The organism is Maribacter zhoushanensis (genome assembly GCF_029350975.1).
Taxonomy (GTDB): domain Bacteria; phylum Bacteroidota; class Bacteroidia; order Flavobacteriales; family Flavobacteriaceae; genus Maribacter; species Maribacter zhoushanensis.
In genome coordinates this window covers 824,855-844,229 of record NZ_JARKMR010000002.1, presented here as the reverse complement: position 1 = coordinate 844,229, position 19,375 = coordinate 824,855, and the positions used below count along the sequence as shown (strand labels likewise).

At 36.0% G+C, this 19,375-nt stretch carries 14 protein-coding genes; 6 read left to right on the top strand and 8 right to left on the bottom strand.

The genetic code is table 11. The features are described 5' to 3' along the window. Nucleotides 1–207: 207 nt before the first annotated feature. The 4 genes from PXD56_RS10410 to PXD56_RS10395 form a co-directional block, all read right to left on the bottom strand. Complete coding sequence (locus PXD56_RS10410; protein WP_276493269.1) at nucleotides 208–663, bottom strand: hypothetical protein; 456 nt, start codon at nucleotides 661–663, stop codon at nucleotides 208–210. A 186-nt stretch (nucleotides 664–849) separates the two neighbouring features. Beyond that, complete coding sequence (locus tag PXD56_RS10405) at nucleotides 850–1,332, bottom strand: hypothetical protein (protein WP_276493268.1); 483 nt, start codon at nucleotides 1,330–1,332, stop codon at nucleotides 850–852. 244 nt (nucleotides 1,333–1,576) lie between these two features. After that, nucleotides 1,577–2,203: an HmuY family protein gene (locus PXD56_RS10400; RefSeq protein ID WP_276493267.1), complete on the bottom strand. Its 627-nt coding sequence runs from the start codon at nucleotides 2,201–2,203 to the stop codon at nucleotides 1,577–1,579. 36 nt (nucleotides 2,204–2,239) lie between these two features. Continuing rightward, the gene (locus PXD56_RS10395) at nucleotides 2,240–4,282 is read right to left on the bottom strand and encodes a TonB-dependent receptor plug domain-containing protein (RefSeq protein ID WP_276493266.1); all 2,043 of its coding nucleotides are present in this window, start codon (nucleotides 4,280–4,282) and stop codon (nucleotides 2,240–2,242) included. Nucleotides 4,283–4,463: 181 nt separating this feature from the next. Between PXD56_RS10395 and PXD56_RS10390 the strand changes: the two genes are divergently transcribed. From PXD56_RS10390 to PXD56_RS10375, 4 genes are all read left to right on the top strand, one after another. Continuing rightward, entirely contained in the window at nucleotides 4,464–5,369 is a 906-nt protein-coding gene (locus tag PXD56_RS10390; RefSeq protein ID WP_276493265.1) for a DUF6607 family protein, read from the top strand. A gap of 4 nt (nucleotides 5,370–5,373) precedes the next feature. Beyond that, the gene (locus PXD56_RS10385) at nucleotides 5,374–6,876 is read left to right on the top strand and encodes an ankyrin repeat domain-containing protein (RefSeq protein WP_276493264.1); all 1,503 of its coding nucleotides are present in this window, start codon (nucleotides 5,374–5,376) and stop codon (nucleotides 6,874–6,876) included. A gap of 22 nt (nucleotides 6,877–6,898) precedes the next feature. Beyond that, entirely contained in the window at nucleotides 6,899–7,384 is a 486-nt protein-coding gene (locus PXD56_RS10380; protein ID WP_276493263.1) for a DUF2271 domain-containing protein, read from the top strand. Nucleotides 7,385–7,677: 293 nt separating this feature from the next. Continuing rightward, entirely contained in the window at nucleotides 7,678–9,873 is a 2,196-nt protein-coding gene (locus tag PXD56_RS10375) for a PepSY domain-containing protein (protein ID WP_276493262.1), read from the top strand. 110 nt (nucleotides 9,874–9,983) lie between these two features. On the opposite strand, the gene PXD56_RS10370 is transcribed toward PXD56_RS10375, so the two are convergent. Then, nucleotides 9,984–11,951, bottom strand: a complete 1,968-nt coding sequence (locus PXD56_RS10370) for a heavy metal translocating P-type ATPase (protein WP_276493261.1) — start codon at nucleotides 11,949–11,951, stop codon at nucleotides 9,984–9,986. A gap of 44 nt (nucleotides 11,952–11,995) precedes the next feature. After that, entirely contained in the window at nucleotides 11,996–12,412 is a 417-nt protein-coding gene (locus PXD56_RS10365) for a Fur family transcriptional regulator (RefSeq protein ID WP_276493260.1), read from the bottom strand. Between the two features lie 686 nt (nucleotides 12,413–13,098). Here PXD56_RS10365 and PXD56_RS10360 point away from each other — a divergent pair. After that, nucleotides 13,099–15,225 (top strand): thioredoxin domain-containing protein, encoded by a 2,127-nt coding sequence (locus PXD56_RS10360; protein ID WP_276493259.1) that lies wholly within the window; start codon nucleotides 13,099–13,101, stop codon nucleotides 15,223–15,225. A gap of 306 nt (nucleotides 15,226–15,531) precedes the next feature. Next, complete coding sequence (locus tag PXD56_RS10355; RefSeq protein WP_276493258.1) at nucleotides 15,532–16,725, top strand: DegT/DnrJ/EryC1/StrS family aminotransferase; 1,194 nt, start codon at nucleotides 15,532–15,534, stop codon at nucleotides 16,723–16,725. 4 nt (nucleotides 16,726–16,729) lie between these two features. Here PXD56_RS10355 and ribB read toward each other — a convergent pair whose 3' ends face one another. Next, the gene (gene ribB / locus PXD56_RS10350) at nucleotides 16,730–17,866 is read right to left on the bottom strand and encodes a 3,4-dihydroxy-2-butanone-4-phosphate synthase (protein WP_276493257.1); all 1,137 of its coding nucleotides are present in this window, start codon (nucleotides 17,864–17,866) and stop codon (nucleotides 16,730–16,732) included. 2 nt (nucleotides 17,867–17,868) lie between these two features. Next, entirely contained in the window at nucleotides 17,869–19,356 is a 1,488-nt protein-coding gene (locus tag PXD56_RS10345; RefSeq protein WP_276493281.1) for an LptF/LptG family permease, read from the bottom strand. Nucleotides 19,357–19,375: the final 19 nt, after the last annotated feature.

The window sequence follows — 19,375 nt, the reverse complement described above, 5'->3', positions numbered from 1 at the left end:
GAAAAAAAGGTGGTTTAAGGCAAAAAAGAAAATATTAATTAACTTTAAGAAACTGGACTAAGGCTTTTCATAGGAGGTTTTGTTACCCAATGTTTTTTCCGTCCGAGTTAGCTTCTCCATAGGATTTACACGCACATCCGCAAACTGGCTAAAAAGTCCATCTACGCAACCGTTGCGTCTGAGTTATGTCCATTTGTAAGGTTAATTTTATTTGACTGTATCAATTTTTAGGTTTCCATAAAAGGCTTTAGACCAAAATTTTCCGTAAATCCAACGAATTTTGAGTTTCCAGTCTTTATGAAATAGGTCCTGCCAATAGTGACTTTTGGGGAAAATAATTTTGTCAACAATACCGCTATCATATTCTTCATCTTTAAATTTCAATTTTTCTTCGACAAGAGAATTTATTTCAAAGTAATTTTCGAGCTCTTGAATTCCCGACTCAATTACGCCATGAAGAGGAATAGAAAATACTGTATGATTCTTAGAAACAATTAATAAAAAAGTGAGGTCATCATCAAAGTTCATTCTAGGGCTAAGGGCTAAAACCTTAATATCTTTAAGTTCGATTTCAAATGAAACACAATGCCAGCTGGGCAAGGGTCGCTTTGGGAAAGCAACGTATTTCAAGGTTTTGTTTGTAAAGTATATTCCTGATTTCAAAATGTTGGGTAACGGCTAGGCTAAGCGTAGTGCGGTGGTAAGGCAAATTTTTGTTTCCGTCTGCGCACGAAGCTAAAGCTTATTGTTTAGATTTATTTTTTCTTGTCCAAAGCTAAATCCATAAGATTTAGCGACCTCATAAATATACACAGACCTTTCGGTTTTGCCTTAAAGTCCGCATTACGTTTAGGCATTGTTGTGCAACGTTTTTTTCAGTACCCTAATTCCGATTATTTGCGTCAATTTACTGATTCCACTTTTAGAAACGAGTCTAAATCCTAATTCTAGAAAAATAAACCTCATTACTAGAACTGTCATAACAAGATGAAATATCACTTCAAATTCTTTTTGAATTAGTGCCATAATTATTCCAGAAATAGCAAACAAGACTATCGCAATAAAAATTATTTTATAAATCTTACCAGTACGTATTTCCAACGTTCCCTGTCCATTCTCCAATTTTCCTTTTAGAACACAAACTTCTCCGACCAACTTTTTTGAAAGTTTTAATTCAAATTTATTGTCTTCAATTTTTCCTATGAAAACTTGATTATTCCAGTTGGCAACGAATTGTTCCTCCGATAAAGTTCGATTTTCTAATTCCGAAATTGCCAATGAACTATCATTGTTTAATTCCATTGAATATTCGCTTTCGGGAAATATTTTCATTCAGTTCAGAGGTTTCATCAAATGTTGCACAACAATTGTATAAAGCAACTAGTTGCTTTATATCTATTTTAGATACAATGTAGTAAATAACTTTGTAATGTCAATAAATACAAGGGTATAGCTGTGTATTATACGTATAATATACGTTTGTTACCGTTTATCTTAGAATATAAAGTGGATAAAAATAAGCCTGTCTATAAAAGACAGGCTTAAAAATTAACAACTGAAATTAAAACAAATAATACTAATCTAAAGAAGTATCACCTTCATTAGGGTTGTACACATAATTGAATGTGTAATATGGTGTGCCATCAGCAAATGCATCTGGTTCTGCTGGTGCATCTTCATAATAGCTTATAAACTCTACTTTGGCGTAGTTCCCCGCTGTAGTTCTAAAAACAAAAACTTTACCAGGTATGGGGGTAATTAAATGTGTTGGGTCACCGGCATAATTGTACCAGCCGTTATCACTGCCGGTAGCTATGGCAAATGTTGCATCAGCGTCTTGGTTAAAAGTTAGGTCTTCTGCAGTTGTTACACTTGCTAAGGTGCCTGTAACTTCAGCTACTGCTGCGTTGCCATTTCTTTCTGGTTCATCTTCTGTACCGGTTACTGCGCCACCGTTCACGGCAATGGTAGTACCTCTAAAGGCAACGTCCCAATCGGTATCACTCGTAGTTACAGCGCCTGTTTCAAAATCGAACTTTGTAAATTCTCCACCAACGGGTTGTCCTTGTCCACCGGTTTGTGGTGCATATAAATTGCTTACGGTTTCGGTTTGTACCGGGTCTGTGGGCGTGCTGTCATCATCATTGCTACAAGAGGCAAATGTTAAGGTTAAAAATGCTACTGCTAAAATGTTCTTTGTCATGGTAATTTTAATTAAACCTGCATGTTGTCAGGTGGGTTAGAATTGATAATTTAATTTTACGTATCCTTGAATTCCCGGCATAGTGGGGATATTGTTATCGGTATAGTCCAATAAGTTATTGGCGCCAACCTGTAATGTTATATCAGAATAAAAAGTTTTACTTACCGCTGCGTTTAGGGTAACAAAACCATCTATGAAGCTGGTATCGAAATTATCTATGAGTCCGTTGCCATTAGTGTCGTATTGGGCATATTTACTTCTGTATAGAATTCGCATGTTTACATTTGTACTGGCAGCTGGTATGTCATAGTACACTTTAAAATTGGCATTATGGCGAGAACGATTGACCAGACCGAAATAATCGGCTTGTGATAGTGCTACAGACTGCCCGTTTGTTGCATCTCTTACAAATACTTGGTTATCTGCTACGTCTTGCTTTTTCTGTTTGTCAAAGGCATATAGCAGTTGATAACCGGCACTGAGATTTAGTTCATTGGTTAGTTTGTAGCTTGAATTTATTTCAAAGCCAGTGGTGTATATCTCATCAAAATTCATGTAACTAAATACATTTTGTCCGTTGGTCTTACTGGCAATAATGCGAGTGTCTATCAAGTTTTTAAAATCATTTCTAAAGAAGTTGATTTCTGTAATGCCCTTACCATGTTTTAAATGGGCTCCCAAATTGTAACCAATAGAACTTTCTGCTTCTAATGGTTTGCTTAGGTCATCTTCAGACACCACTACGTTTAATATTTGCTCTTGTTCTTCAAGTTCCTGCAATTTATCTAAGGCTACATTATACCCTAATACGGTATAACCAACGGCGGAGTTGGTGAAGTCAAAGTATAGCTGTCTAAAATCAGGAGCTTTAAAACCGTAGCCTACAGACCCCTTTATTGATAGATTATTGTTTAAACGATAACGTAATGCCAATTTTGGACTGAATTGGTTGTTGTATTCCGAGTGATTGTCAAAGCGTGCCCCGGCGATAATATTTAGGTTTTCAATCGGGTTAAAGTCGTACTGCGCGTATAGATATTGTGAGGTGAAGTTTACCGTCTTGTCAAAGTAGGTTCTATCTAATTCATCTATTTGTAAACCCCCGCCAGCAGTTAACGTTCCATTTTTGTACCCAATATTATTATCATTCTTGAAGGTATAACTACCGCGTACTTCTGGGCGAAACAGTTTTTGATTAAAATCGCTATCACTTAATACATCGGTAGAAATTGGGTCTGCCAATAGTTCCGTAGCCACATAATTGGTGTAGTACAGTTCATAGGCCATGGTAAGATTTGGGGTCCATTTATGGTCTAGTCTGGCGTGTGCATTCCATTCACGTTCTTTAGTATCGCCCTCATAGTTTATGGTGTCTAAGGTAAACCCCGCGTCTTGTACTTGATCATAAAATCTTGCAGAGGTAAAAAGGGTTAGTTTGTCATTAAAGTCATAGTAGATTCTACCATTTAGAGTGTAGTTGGTATACGGGTTAACCGTTTGTCCATCAACATCTTCATTTAGGTCATATCCTTCGGATGAAAATCGGTTTGCAAAGAATCCGTAACGAAACTTTTCTAATCCTTGCTTCAAATCTAAATTAATGTCCTGTTGTGTAAAACTTCCTATTCTATAGGATGCATTACCATTTAAATCTTCGGTCTTCGGTTTTTCGGTAATGATATTTATCACTCCGCCTAAAGCTTCAGAACCATATAAACTGCTTGACGGACCTTTAACTACTTCAATCTGTTTAATATTCCCAACGGTAAGTCGGCTTAAATCAAAGTTTCCGGCACTTCTGCCAACTAAAGGAACACCATCAATAAGTATAAGTATATAGTCTGATGCAATACCTTGTATTTGTACGCCCTGAAATCCGCTTTCATCTGTAACGGTAACAATACCGGTTTGCTCGTTCAATATTTCATTAAGACGTACCGTGCCAGATTTTATAATCTGTTTTTTGCCCACTAATGTAACGGGTAACGGTAAAGATGACAATTGCCTTTTTGTTCTGGTAGCCGTAACTATAACTTCATCTAAATGCTGAGATAGTATAGAGTCTTGTGAACTATTCATCACATTTTGAGCAAAACTTAATTGGCAGATGATCAAGATTAAATATGTAGGATATTTTTGCGACATTAATTTATTTAGAATAATTCTTAATAGTGGCGCAAATATATAAACAATTCTTATTTAGAATAAATAAAAATAGTTATTTTTGACAGCGAACTTAAAATCTATAAACTTTTATATAATGAGAGCACCGATCACTATAGCCATGGTATTGCTGATAACCATAAGCGCTTTTTCTCAAAAGGACAAAAAATTAAAAGATCAAGAAGCTATAAAAAGCATGTGTGGTTGCTTTGAAGTAACCTTCAATTTTGCTGAGACTTTTAACTACAGCACAGATTCTTTATACAAACCGTCTAAAACTAAAGTGGATAAGGGTTTAGAATGGGCAGAGCTGATTGTAAATGAAGATGATAAAATTTCTATACAACATTTATTGCAAGTAGGTAACCCTGCTGCTCCACATATTGTAAAGCACTGGAGGCAAGATTGGTTGTTTGAAAATACGGACCTATATGGTTACAATGCCAATAACACGTGGGCATATTTAAGCTTACCTGCGGATCAGGTAAAAGGGCAGTGGACGCAAAAAGTGTATCAGGTAGATGATAGCCCTAGATATGAAGGTTCTTCTACTTGGGTTCATGTAGATGGTAAAAGTTATTGGGAGAATACTGCAGATGCACCTTTGCCAAGACGTGAGTACACTACAAGAAGCGATTATAATTTGACCGTTCGTGGTAACCGTCATGAAGTAACCGATTATGGTTGGTTGCACGATCAAGATAATACAAAGGTAATTCGTGAAGATGGTAAAAATGATGTCATCATAGCTAAAGAAAAAGGGTATAATACGTATGTAAAGGTTGATGATAGCAGATGTGCCGCAGCTGCAGCCTGGTGGAAATCTAATATTGATAAATGGGCTTTGGTCCGCACAAAGTGGAACGATGTTTATGGTAGAAACCAAGATCTTTCTTTAGAAGAAAAAGTGGATAATAAAGTTTTGTATAAATATCTTTTTGATGAGGAATATGATCAAAAAGGAGAAATAGAAGAAGTAATTGAATCATTTGTAAAAAAATAAGAACATGAAAATTGTAAAACAAATAGCCTTGACCGCTCTGTTGTTCGTGAGTTTCTCTAGTATAGCACAGCAAAAGAACGAATTATTAGACCGTAAATTCTGGAAGACCAATCCAGATTTGGCAACCGTAAAACAGAAAATAGCAGAAGGTAACGATCCTGTAGTAATGGATAGCAACTCTTTTGATGCTACTACCTTGGCAATTACCAGTAAGGCAGATGTAGAGATAGTTAAGTATTTACTGTCTCTTGATGGTAACAGTGTTGACAAGAAAACTCACGATAGCCGTATTTACCTACACTGGGCAAGTTATGCAGGTGATTCTGCAGTGGTAAAATACTTATTGGATAATGGCGCCTCTGTTACCGCTTTAGATAGTCACCGTTACACTCCGCTTACTTTTGGGGCAAATGCGGGACTTACAAATCCTGAAATTTACAAAGCTTTTGAAGCTAAAGGTGTGAGTTTGGTTGAAGAGAAGAATGAACATGGTGCCAATGTTTTACTACTAGCAGCACCATCACTTAAAAGTGAGGATGATTTAAACTTCTTTTTGGAAAATGACTTGGCATTAGATAGTAAAGATGAAGACGGTAACGGCATTTTTAATTACGCTTCTAAAAAAGGAAATATAGACTTTCTAAAATTATTGGTTGAAAAAGGAGTAGACTACAAATCACTGAACAATAACGGTGGTAATGCTTTTATGTTCGCTGCACAAGGTGGGCGTGGTTTTAGTAACGGTCTTCCGGTATATACATACTTAAAAAGTCTAGGTTTGGAACCTAATATTGTTGAAACTAGCGGAAGTACACCTTTACACCGTTTGGCTTCTGGTAATAAAGATGAGACAATTTTAAACTTGTTCTTAGATGCTGGTGCAGATGTAAACCAAGCTGATGAAAAGGGTAATACTCCGTTTTTAAATGCGGCTTCAAGAAATGAATTAAAGATTGTCCAATTATTGGCTAAGGATGTTAAAGACATCAATGTTTCCAATAAAAGTGGTGAAACTGCACTAATGCTTGCCGCTCATAGTAATAAAGCTGATGTTGTTGGATTTTTAATTGAAAATGGAGCAGATATCAATGCTAAAGATGCGGAAGGTAATACTGCTGCGTACTTCTTGGTAGATTCTTATAACAAGAGAAATGCAAAAGCTTTTGATGCTAAATTGGCTTTATTAAAAGCGAAAGGATTAAAGTTTAATTCTGTTCAAGGCGATGGTAATACATTATATCATGTTGCAGCTAAGAAGAACAATCTTCAGTTAGTGAAAAAGTTAGCCGATTTTGATATCGATGTTAATGCTAAGAATGATGAGGGTATGACTGCTTTGCATATTGCTGCTATGAAGGCGGAAAATGATAAGTTGCTTAAATTCTTGATTGCTAAAGGTGCCGATGCGAATAGTAAGACCGATTTTGAAGAAACGGTGTACGATTTGGCAAGTGAAAACGAAATGTTGCAGAAAGAGAATACCTCATTAAATTTTTTAAAACAATAAGAAAATCAAACCGATTATAGAGATGAAAAGATTTTTAAAGTTTATTCCGGCCGTTCTATTAGCTGGGTTGTTATTATCGGCATTTACTACAGTAGAGAAAACTGCCGTAAAGTGTTTAATACAGTTAACAAATTATTCGGGCGAAGGTGCTTATTTAATAGTATCTATTGTTGATGCCGATAATGAATATGTAGAGACATTATATGTACAAGGTAAAGACAGCGAATGGTACAGTGAAATTACAGAGTGGTGGAAATTCTACGGAAAGCATCGCCCAAATATCGATGCTATTTCTGGTGAGACCATTAGTGGAGGAGAGCGTGCATTAAATGTTTTGCAAATTCCTACGGATAAAATAGATCAAGGGTATCAGTTACGTTTTGAGACTTCTGTTGAAGATAAAGGCTATTATGCAGATGATATTCAATTTCCATTAACAACTGAAAATTTAAAAACAAAGGTAGAGGGTAAGGGATTTATCCGCTACGTGCGTATGCTTCCTCAATAAGTGTTATGTAAACTGTCTTTGCGAGAGCTGTCCGAGACATGGCAATCTTTTGAGTTTTGATCGCTAAATTGGTTTGTTCGCAATGATATTTTAAATAAATAGATATTTTACAATCACAGTTAAATTTCCAGAATATCTGCTCATTGATGTTCTGGATTTTTTAAAGTTATAGACGGTTACAAAACAGCTCGATAATCGAGATTTAAATGTTATGACGCTTGCGTTAAATTATTAGTTATGTTTTTAATTCAATGTCTCTGGGGCTTGCCCCGAGGTTATTTATTTTATATAGTATGACAATTTCTATTTGGCGTTATAGTCATCTTACACTTGCCCTTGTTTCTTCGCTTTTTTTAGTTGTTGCTTCTATAACAGGAATTATTCTTGCTGTAGAACCAATTTCTCATCAGGCAAAGGGCTATGTCGTTGAAAGTCTTGAAAATGTACCTTTAGCTACCACCATAACCTCATTAAAGAATTCTTATAATGAAGTGCTTGGTTTGGAAGTGGAATCATCTGGCTTTGTAAAAGCTTCGGTGCTGACCATGGAGATGGAAACCTTAGATGTTTACATCAATCCGAAAACGGGCGAGCAATTGGGTGTGGTTGAAGAACGACCTGCTTTGTATTCTTTTGCAACCAACGTACACCGCTCTTTATTTCTTAAAAGTGTAGGTCGGTTTTTTGTTGGTCTAATTTCTTTACTCTTATTGATAATTGCTATTACTGGCTTGGTGTTGTTGGCAAAACGCCAGGGCGGATTTTTGAAACTATTTTCTAAAGTCCAAAAAGATTATTTTGAATTGCGCTACCATGTGGTGCTTAGTAGATGGTTCTTTATCCCCATCGTGATACTAGCATTTACGGGAGTCTATTTATCCGCAGAAAAATTTGATGTATTGCCTAATGCTGTAGTTGAACAGTCTGAAGTAGTTGTTGATAATACAGCCAAGCAATATAATAGTATTGCTGAAATTCCATTTTTTGCCCAAACTACATTGGCAGACGTTCGGCAGGTAGAGTTTCCTTTTTCAGATGACCCAGAAGAATATTACCTCATTGCATTGCATGATAGGGAAGTTGAGGTGCATCAGCAGACTGGTGAAATAGTGAGCAGTGGCGAATATCCTTTTGTGACCTTGGCTTCTCGTCTTAGTCTAGTTTTGCATACAGGTGAGGGTAATGTTATCTGGTCTATTATACTTTTGCTTGCAAGTGCGTCCATTTTATTCTTTATGTATTCTGGTTTTGTAATGACTTTAAATCGAAGAAAGAAAGGAAAGCGCATAACCCAAATGCTAGATAAAGATGAATGTGAGTTTGTTATTTTGGTTGGCTCTGAAAGCGGAACTGCATTTGATTTTGCACAACGATTTTACAACGGGTTAACGCAGGTAGGGAAGAAGGTCTATTTAGCAGAGCTTAATACCTATACCGCATATGCGAAGGCTACAAATATTATTGTATTTACTTCAACGTATGGGGAGGGTGAGCCGCCGACCAATGCACGAAAGTTTCCTGCATTATTTTCAACCGTAGAACAACCAAATGCTATTAATTTTTCTGTAATCGGTTTTGGTTCGTTGGATTATCCGGATTATTGCCAGTTTGCTATTGAAGTAGATAATCAATTAACAGCGGCAGAAAACTTTCAACAGCAATTACCACTTTTTAAAATTAATAAAGCAGATTTTGAATCTTTTGAGCTTTGGATGATTCAGCTAACCAATAAACTCGGATTCACAATTCCTGTTGAAAGACCATTGGTCAAAAAGAAAAAATATAAGAAAGTTGCGTTTGAAGTTTTAGAGCGAACGGAATTAAATGTAGATGATACCTTCTTGTTACGATTACAGCCTAAATCGCCTATTGAATTTACTTCAGGAGATTTATTGGCAATCTTTCCAACAAATGATGACACGGTTCGCCAATATTCCATAGCAAGAATTGGAAGCGATGTTTTGTTGAGTGTTAAAAAGCATGAAAGGGGTAGAGGCTCTAATTATCTTTTTAATTTAAATGTAGGTGATGTGATAGAAGCTGCAATAGATGAAAATCCGCATTTCCATTTTGCTGAAAATGGCAAAAATTCAATTTTCATCTCAAATGGCACCGGCATAGCTCCGTTTTTAGGAATGATCTCAGAAAAGACAACTCAGCATATCTCATTGTTCTGGGGAGGTCGTCAAAAGGCTTCTATGGAGCTATATAATTCTATTTTGGAAAAAGAGGTTATAAATCGAGAGAATATAAAGGTATTTAGTTCATTCTCAAGAGAAGGTGAAAAACAATATGTACAAGATGTTGTTTTTGAGCAGAAGGATTTAATATTGCAAACAATCAACCAAGGCGGTACTATTATGATATGTGGTTCACTTGCTATGCAACACGATGTTTTAGATGTTATTGAGAAAGTGTTAGAAGGCAACGCTGGTATTTCCTTTGAAGACTTTGAACAAAGTGAACAACTAAAGACCGACTGTTATTAGGACCTCATTGCGAGAAATTTTTTCGCAACGAAGTAATCTGCCCAATTTGTGCAGGATGTGATTTTATGGTAACAATGATATTGATTGCTAGACTACGTTCATGTTAACGATTAATCCCACTGCATTTTCTGCAGACGCACCGCATTTAAAATGGCTAAAAGTGCCACACCTACATCTGCAAAAACAGCTTCCCACATAGATGCCAGTCCGCCAGCGCCCATAGCAAGAACAATTAGTTTTACGCCAAATGCCAAAACTATATTTTGCCAAACAATTCTTCTGGTAGAATTGCCTATCTGTATTGCCGTAGCAATTTTAGAAGGTTGATCGTTCTGTATAATGACATCGGCAGTTTCTATGGCAACATCACTACCTAGACCGCCCATGGCAATGCCGACATCACTTAAAGCAAGAACAGGTGCATCATTGATACCGTCACCCACAAAGGCGATTTTGGTGTTAGGTTGCTTTTTTAGTTTTTCTACTTCTTTCAGTTTATCCTCTGGTAATAATCCGCCTTTTGCCCAATCTAACCCTAATTGGTTTGCTACCTGTTGGGTGATGGTGTCTTTATCTCCAGAGAGCATTATAATAGTTTCTATTCCTGCATTGCGCATTTTTGAAATAGCTTCTAACGCATCGGTTTTTAATTCATCGGCAATTGTAACATAGCCGGCAAACTTTCCGTCAATAGCCATCATTACTATAGATTCAATAATGGTATCAGTTTCTTTTGGGACTTCGATTTGATGAAAATCCATCAAACTTTTATTACCAACTAAAACCGTTTTTCCGTTGACCCTACCTTTTAATCCTTTGCCTGCAATTTCTTCAACGTCAGTAGCCTGGTATTGTTTTTCTATTGTGGTATACGCTAAAATTGCCTTTGCAATTGGGTGTGTAGATTGCGTTTCTATGGCAATCAAGTAGTTCATGAATTCGTCTTCGGTAAAGATCTGATCTTTAATAAGATCCTTTATTTTGAAAACGCCCTTGGTTACGGTACCTGTTTTGTCCATAACTACCGTATTTACTTTTGTCATGGTATCTAAAAACGAAGCGCCTTTGAACAAGATTCCGTTGCGGGAAGCAGCTCCCAATCCGCCAAAATACCCCAATGGAATTGAAATAACCAATGCACACGGACAAGAAATAACCAAAAATATTAAGGCGCGATATAACCAATCTTGAAAGACATAATCCTTAACAAAAAAGTAAGGTAAAAATGTAAGTGCAATAGCGAGATAGGTAACAATAGGAGTGTAGACTTTTGCAAATTTTCTAATAAACAATTCGGTTTTTGACTTTCTGGCGGTGGCATTTTGTACCATGTCCAGTATTCGTGCAATAGAACTGTCTTTGAAAACCTTTGTGGTTTCAATCTCAATAACATGGTCTAAATTAATGCTACCTGCATAAATAGCGTCCCCTTTTTTTAGGGTATCTGGCTTGCTTTCACCGGTTAAGGCGGCTGTGTTATAAGAGCCTTTTGTTGAATGTAAAATGCCGTCTAGCGGTACTTTTTCGCCAACTCTAACTTGTATGGTTTCTCCAATTTCAACCTCTTCTGGTGATACTGGAATAAAGTTATGATCGCGTAAAACCAAAGCTTGATCCGGTCTTAGATCAAGTAAAGCTTTAATACTACCTCTAGCGCGTTGAACGGCAGCACTTTGAAAGAGTTCGCCCACTGCGTAGAAGACCATTACCGCAACACCTTCAGGATATTCGCCAATACCGAATGCCCCTATAGTGGCAACACCCATCAGAAAAAATTCTGTAAAGAAATTTCCTTTTTTAATACTCTCCCAACCTTCTTTTAATACGGGGAGACCAACCGGCAGGTACGCTATTATATACCATGCCAATCTCATATAACCTTTGAAGAATGGTATAGCGTCAAAATAGTCTATTGCCATACCAATTACCAGCATAATAAAACTGATAATTGCAGGTAGGTATAATTTAAAATTAGATGAATGTACCGGTGCTTCATGGGTATGTTCGTTACAACAACAATGACCACATGAGTTCTGGGAGTTTATAGGTGTTCTGACTTCTATTTTATTCTTTTTCATAATACCTGCAAGGTCTTAAAATAGATGGTGCAACAGAAGTGCATTTAATGGTCATTACAAGAGTCGCAAATGCCTTTAATGACCAGATTCACATCTTCTGCAATGTAACCTTGAGGTAAATTAATTTGAGGAATCTTATGTTCGGTTAAGCAAACTGTCTTATCACATTGTCCACAGTGAAAATGTAAATGTAAGTCTTGGTCAATTTCACAATTACAGCCAGGTTCGCATAAGGCAAATTTAGAAATATTGGTTCCGTCATCTATTTGATGAACGATGCCTTTTTCTTCAAATGTTTTTAAAGTTCTATACAGTGTAGTACGCTCTGCTTTGTCAAAAGCATTTTCAATATCCGTCAAAGCAACGGCGGTATTTTTACTTGCCATGAATTTATAGATGAGTATACGCATTGCAGTTGGTCGTACACTTTTATTGTCTAATGTTTTTTCTACTTCTGTCATGTAAAAACGGAGTTTAAAAATACGCTTAACACTAATGTAACCAATGTTTTATAAGATTTCAAGTTGAGGGGATCTTTAACTTTAATTTATAAGAAATTTGAGTTTTTTGCAGTCGTTTTTATACGCTTAAAGCACTCAATTATGAGGAATTGAGTAGTTAAAATACTTGTTTTTTGAATTTGAAGAAATGAAAAGTAAAAGCTTCATTTATATACTAAATAAATAGCATTGTTATTTAGTTGATTGGTTACTTTTTATTTGAGAATGCAGTGTTCTGTGTGTTAATCTTAATGATCCGTAAATCAGTAAAATAAGTGGTTTTAATTGTAGGTGATCTTTAACTTTTTGTTAGTTTAGGTATAGTCGATTATACGCTGAATTTTGAATTCGATTTTACTCAGATACTCAGTAAAAGATCACTAGAATTAACTTGTTTAGAGAATCCATACAATTGCTAGGTATTTAGCTGCTGTTGTGATTCTAACGTTTGTAAATTAATTTAAGTGTATCCTTTTTGGTATAAACAAAAAGAAACATTAATGGTCAAAACCGTAGTTAAGTAGTTTGTCATTCTTTTGTTTGTAAAGGAGATTGTTGGTTAATATATCTTTTGGTGATTGTTTGAATATTTTTTGAAAAACGAGTATGTAAATTAAATATATCTTTGAATCTATTATTACAGACTTATGAAGATTAATAGCTTGTTTTTTGTATTTGTTGGTGTACTGGTTTTGAGTTCTTGTAGGGAGCAAAATAAGAATGATGGTGAAGTTGTAATGCAAGATGATTATGAATTCACCAATGATTTAATAAACGAAACCAGTCCGTACCTTTTGCAGCATGCACATAATCCGGTAGATTGGAAAGCGTGGTCAGATGATGCATTTAAAAAAGCGGCAGATGAAAACAAACTTGTGGTTTTAAGTGTTGGGTATTCTACATGTCATTGGTGTCATGTTATGGAAGAGGAGTCTTTTGAGGATGCTGAAGTGGCGAAATTGATGAACGATAAATTTGTCAGTATAAAAGTAGATAGGGAAGAACGCCCAGATTTAGATATGGTGTACCAGACTGCTCTGCAATTGGTCAATGGTAAAGGAGGTTGGCCAATGAACGCAATTATTATGCCTAATGGGAGTCCTGTTTTCTTAGGAACCTATCATGAGAAGGAAAATTGGAAAAATATTCTCGCAAAGTTTAGTACAGAGTATGAAAAGAATCCTGATAAAATGAAGGAATATGCCACTATGTTGGCAGATGGTGTGCAAGAGGTCTATGAGCAACCCACAAAACAAATGGCAAATGCCATAACTCCCAATAAAATGGAAAATGGTATAATACAGTGGTCTACCATGTGGGATAAAGATTGGGGAGGCAATATTGGTCAGCAAAAATTTATACTACCTGCAAATTTGACGATGTTGTTAGATTATGCGGTTTTACAGCAGAATTTGGAAGCAAAAAACCATGTGCTAAATACACTGGATAAAGTTGTTCAAGGAGGAATCTATGATCATGTAGATGGAGGATTCTTTAGATATAGTACAGATAATACCTGGAAAGTACCGCATTTTGAAAAGATGTTGTATGATAATGCGCAGCTGGTAAGTTTACTCTCAAAAGCATATAAACTAACTGGTAATGAAGTGTATAAAATAGGGGTGTCCGAAACTCTTGCATTTTTAAAATCAGAAATGCGAAATGAAGATGGTGGCTACTTTAGTGCAATGGATGCCGATACCAATGGAGAAGAAGGTGTTTACTATGTCTGGAAAAAGCAAGAGTTAGAAGCATTGCTTAAAGATGATTTTAAATTATTTTCTCTTTACTTCAATATTATAGATGATCAAGTATGGGAACAAGGAAATTATGTGCTGAATAATACGCTTCCTAAAAATAATTTTTTAAAAAAGACCGATTTAACTACAGCGGAATTTGAAAAGAAAATGGCAAGTTGGAAGTCGGTTTTATATGAAGCACGTCAAAAAAGACAAAAACCAACTAAAGATTATAAGATTTTGACATCTTGGAATGCATTATTAATAGACGGCTTATTAGAGGCGTATAAGGCATTTGGCGATGACCAATATTTAGATGAAGCTATTTCGGTATTTAGATATTTAAACCGGTATAATTATAAAAATGAGCAATTAGTGCATTCGTACACTAAAGATAGTAAGCAGAAAGAAGTCTTTTTAGAAGATTATGCTTTTTTGGCTAAAAGTGCATTCTCGCTTTTTGAGGTTACATTAGATACGGATTACTTAACTGTTTCTAAAGAATTGATGAATACTGCATCAGAAAAATATAAGAGTAATTCTGAGTTGTTTTACTACAATGTTTCCAATGATTTAGTACCTAGTATCATTAATACTTCAGATGGGGTAGTGCCGTCTGCAAATGCAATAATGGCGCAAAATTATCTTCGTATAGGTCATCTGGAATATAACAAGGATTTTTTGAAAAAAGCTGAAGTTATGGGCTCTTTCATTACTTCAGATTTTGAAAACCATGCAGTGAGCTATGGGGCTTGGGGGACTTTGTTATTAGCACAGGCGTATCCGTTTTATGAAATTGTAATTGTTGGTAAAGATGCTGAAAAGCTGATGAACGAAATACACAAAACCTCAATAGTAAATTCTTTAATTGTGGGTTCATCTGTTGAAAGCGATATTTCACTTTTTAAAGATCGGTATACTGAGGATGATACCTTCATTTATGTCTGTCAAGATAACACCTGTAAATTACCTGTTAAGACCGTAAATGATAGTTTTGAACAAATGATAAATTTTGGTTATCAGGGTTTTAATTAGAATTATCGCTAGTTGATCTTTAATTGCTTTTGTTGCTTGTAGTAGGTGTTGTTTTCATAATCAATATTACTGATTGAACTTTTATAGTTACATATGTGTTAGGGATTAGATGTGTTTCTAATTTTCCAAATCGATAAGCTTTTGTGGTCAGTTATTTTTCTTGTTTTTTACTAATGCATGTTTGGCAATTAGTTTCTGTGAAGTGCTTTTTAAAAGATAACCTGATATGGTTACGATACTAGTTGTAAAACTTTGGTTTTACCAATTATTTAAACAAGATTTGTAGTTTAATATAAAATAGTTAGCATGCCAGGTTTTGAGTTGTTTGGAGAGAGTGAAAAAGGTCAAGTTCAGGATGTTTTAGATTCAGGTGTTTTAATGCGCTACGGCTTTGACGGTATGCGCAATAACCATTGGAAGGCATTGGAGCTTGAAGAAGCTTTGGCAAAACGTATGGACTCAAAATATGCGCAATTGGTTAGTAGTGGTACTGCGGCGCTTACGGTGGCTCTGGCTAGTGCCGGTATTGGAGCAGGGGATGAGGTTATTATGCCCACCTTTACTTTTGTAGCTAGTTTTGAATCTATTTTGGCTCTTGGTGCAATTCCTATCTTGGTAGATGTAGATGATACGCTGACGTTAGACCCTACGGCAGTTGAAAATGCTATTACCGATAAGACAAAAGTAGTAATGCCGGTGCATATGTGCGGCTCTATGGCGGATCTAAGCGCTTTAAAAGATATTTGCGATAAACATAGCTTGTTGTTGTTAGAAGATGCGTGTCAAGCCATTGGTGGGAGTTTTGAGGGTAAACCCTTGGGTAGTTATGGTGACTTAGGTTGTTTTTCTTTTGACTATGTAAAAACCATTACCTGTGGAGAAGGCGGAGCTATCATAACTAATAATGAACAGTATAAAACAAATGCCGATCATTACTCTGATCATGGTCATGACCATGTCGGTAATAATAGAGGAGCGGAAACGCATCCTTTTTTAGGATATAACTTCAGAATTTCAGAATTACACGCAGCTGTTGGTTGTGCTCAAATAGAACGCTTAGATGATTTCTTAGCCATCCAAGAAAAGAATTATTCGGTTTTAAGAAATACATTGTCTCCACTTAAAAATATTACATTTAGAAAGGTGCCAACTGGGGGTGTGGAAAACTATTCATTTTTATCGTTCTTTCTGCCAACACAAGAATTAGCCAAAGCAGCGCATACAGCATTAGGTGAAGCCGGTGTCGATGCTTGCTTTTATTGGTTCGATAATAATTGGCATTATTACAAAAAGTGGGAGCACCTAACTTCTAAAAGATCTTTAGGTAAAATGCCACAAGAGGTTGTAAGTCAATTGTCTGACTATTCTAAATCTGACTTTTCAAAATCTGACGCGTGGATAGGTAGAACCATCTCATGCTTAGTAAAGCTAAGTTGGACAGAAGAGCAAGTTGCGGAACGAGCTTCAAAAATGAAAGAGGTGCTTTCTAAGTTTTCTTAGTTTATTAGTACGATACGTATTCAACAATCTCCAAGCCGTAACCTACAATACCTACACGCTTAGCTTGAGTACTATTGGTCATCAGTTTCATTTTGTGAATACCTAAATCATGTAAGATTTGTGCTCCGATACCGAAGTCACGATTGTCCATTTCTATTTTAGGTGCCTTGTGAACGCCTTGTTTTTGAAGTTCTTTAAGTTCTTTAAGTCTAGAAAGTAAATTAAGTGATTCTGAGTCTTGATTAATGAATACAATGGCTCCTTTGCCCTCTTTGTTAATTTTGTTGAACATATCCTCTAATTTTTCATCTGGGTTATGTGTCAACGTGCCTAAGATGTCATTGTTGATCAGGGTAGAGTTGATTCTGGTTAAGATTTTATCTTCTGAAGACCATGAACCTTTTGTCAGGGCAATATGAATATGATTATTTGTGGTTTGCTTGTAGGCTCTCAATCTAAATTCACCAAAACGAGTGGTGATTTCAAAATCCACTTCTTTATCAATTAAACTATCATGCTCCATTCTGTATGCAACAAGAGATTCAATGGATACAATCTTCAGATCGAACTTTTTAGCAACTTCTACCAACTGGGGTAGGCGGGCCATGGTTCCATCTTCATTCATGATTTCTACGATAATACCTGCGGGTTGTAATCCTGCTAATCGTGCAAAATCAATTGCAGCTTCTGTGTGCCCTGTTCTACGTAATACGCCACCTTCTTTAGCTACTAAAGGGAATATATGTCCTGGTCTTGCTAAATCATGTGGTTTGGTAGCGCTTTCAGTCAATGCAATAACGGTTTTAGACCTGTCACCGGCAGAAATTCCTGTAGTAACCCCTTTTCCTCTTAAATCTACTGATACGGTAAATGCGGTTTCTAATGGATCTGTATTGGTACTCACCATCATATGTAAACCTAAATCTTTACAACGGCCCTCAGTCAAAGGAGCGCAAATAAGACCTCTACCATGGGTAGCCATAAAATTGACCGTTTCTGGTGTGGCAAGTTCTGCTGCAGCCAAAAAATCTCCTTCATTTTCACGATTTTCATCATCAACAACGATAATTACTTTACCGGCGCGTATATCTTCAATCGCTTCTTCTATCGTATTCAATTGTATAGTACTAAGATCTGTCATGTCTATGAATCAGCTTTATCTTTTTTCTTAAATATTTTTTTGAAGAAATCGGCTATAAATCCGAAATCCATCATTCCCTTATCTTCCGTCGCTCTTTTTGTTAATATTACACCTAATGGTAACATAATCAGTGTAGAAAGCCACGCACCTAGCATTGGGTGAATATTACCTTCTTTGGCATAATTTCCTGCAAAAACACCAATAAAATAATAAATTAAGAACAATACAATGGCGATGACCATAGGTAAGCCTAATCCACCTTTTCTAATAATAGCGCCCAACGGAGCCCCGACAAAGAAAAGTATGATACAAGAGAATGCCAATGCATATTTATTATGTAGCGAAAGAATATGCATATTATAGATTTTATATCTTTTTTGCATTTCTTCTTTTTTGCCACTTACGGTTCCTAGAATGCTGGTGGTAGCGTTTTTGGCACTGCTTAAAATTTGTATTTGTTGCCAGTCTGGAAATAACACTAAAAAATTATCGTTTATAGAATCTTGTAGGGCGATATTTTTTTTGGCTAAAGCAGCCTTAGATGCTATAATAGAATCTTTTTTAGACACCATTTTTGTTTTGGTAGTGTCCTTGTTTTTAGCCATCAACGGTGCAAACATTCCTGTTCTGCCTTCAATATTTTTAGAAAATGCACGAACTATACGGTAATTGTCTCCTCGTAATGAATCGATATCTTTTGTTAGACGAGATATGTTCTTCATTTTGTCAGTACTGATATCTCTTTCTTCCTCTAACTCGTCGTTATTGATTTCCGGAATTTCAATATTCATAGTATAAGTGTCGAAATCGGCTTGAGCGAACGGAAACTTCATTTTTTTGTCGTTGCTCTTTGTTTCCACATCTTGGTACATGTGACCATCTTTTAATACCAATTGTATCACGTCAGAATCTTCACTACTTATTAATTCACCAGTATTGGATTTGATTACTCTGGTGTTGATATTGTTCGCGGATTTTGTGTGAATGATGACGTTTTTAAGAAAGCGGTCATTATCGCCATACTTTTCATCAACCTTAATATTCATGCCTTCAAAATCACTAAAAACACCTTCAGAGACCACAGCTGCGGGTTTTACCTTAGCAATGTTTCTACGTAAATTATATATTTTTCGTTGAGATAAAGGAATAACGTTATTAGCAAAGAAAAAGGTGACACCGCCTAAAATTGTCACAAAAATAATTAAGCTTAGCATAGATCGTTGCAGGGAAATACCTGATGCCTTCATTGCGGCAAATTCATAATTCTCAGCTATAGACCCAAAAGTTAAAATGGAAGATAAAAGTACGGTTAAGGGTAGTACTTTTTCAGTAAGGTCTGGCATTAAATAGAAGAGAAACTTACCAATGATAACAATATCTAGACCTTTGCCAGCTAAATCATCAATAAAAAGCCAAATCGTTTGAAATATGAAGATGAACATCAATATTACAAACGAACTGACAAAATTAAAGACGAACCTTGATAGGATATATCGGTCTAGTATTCTC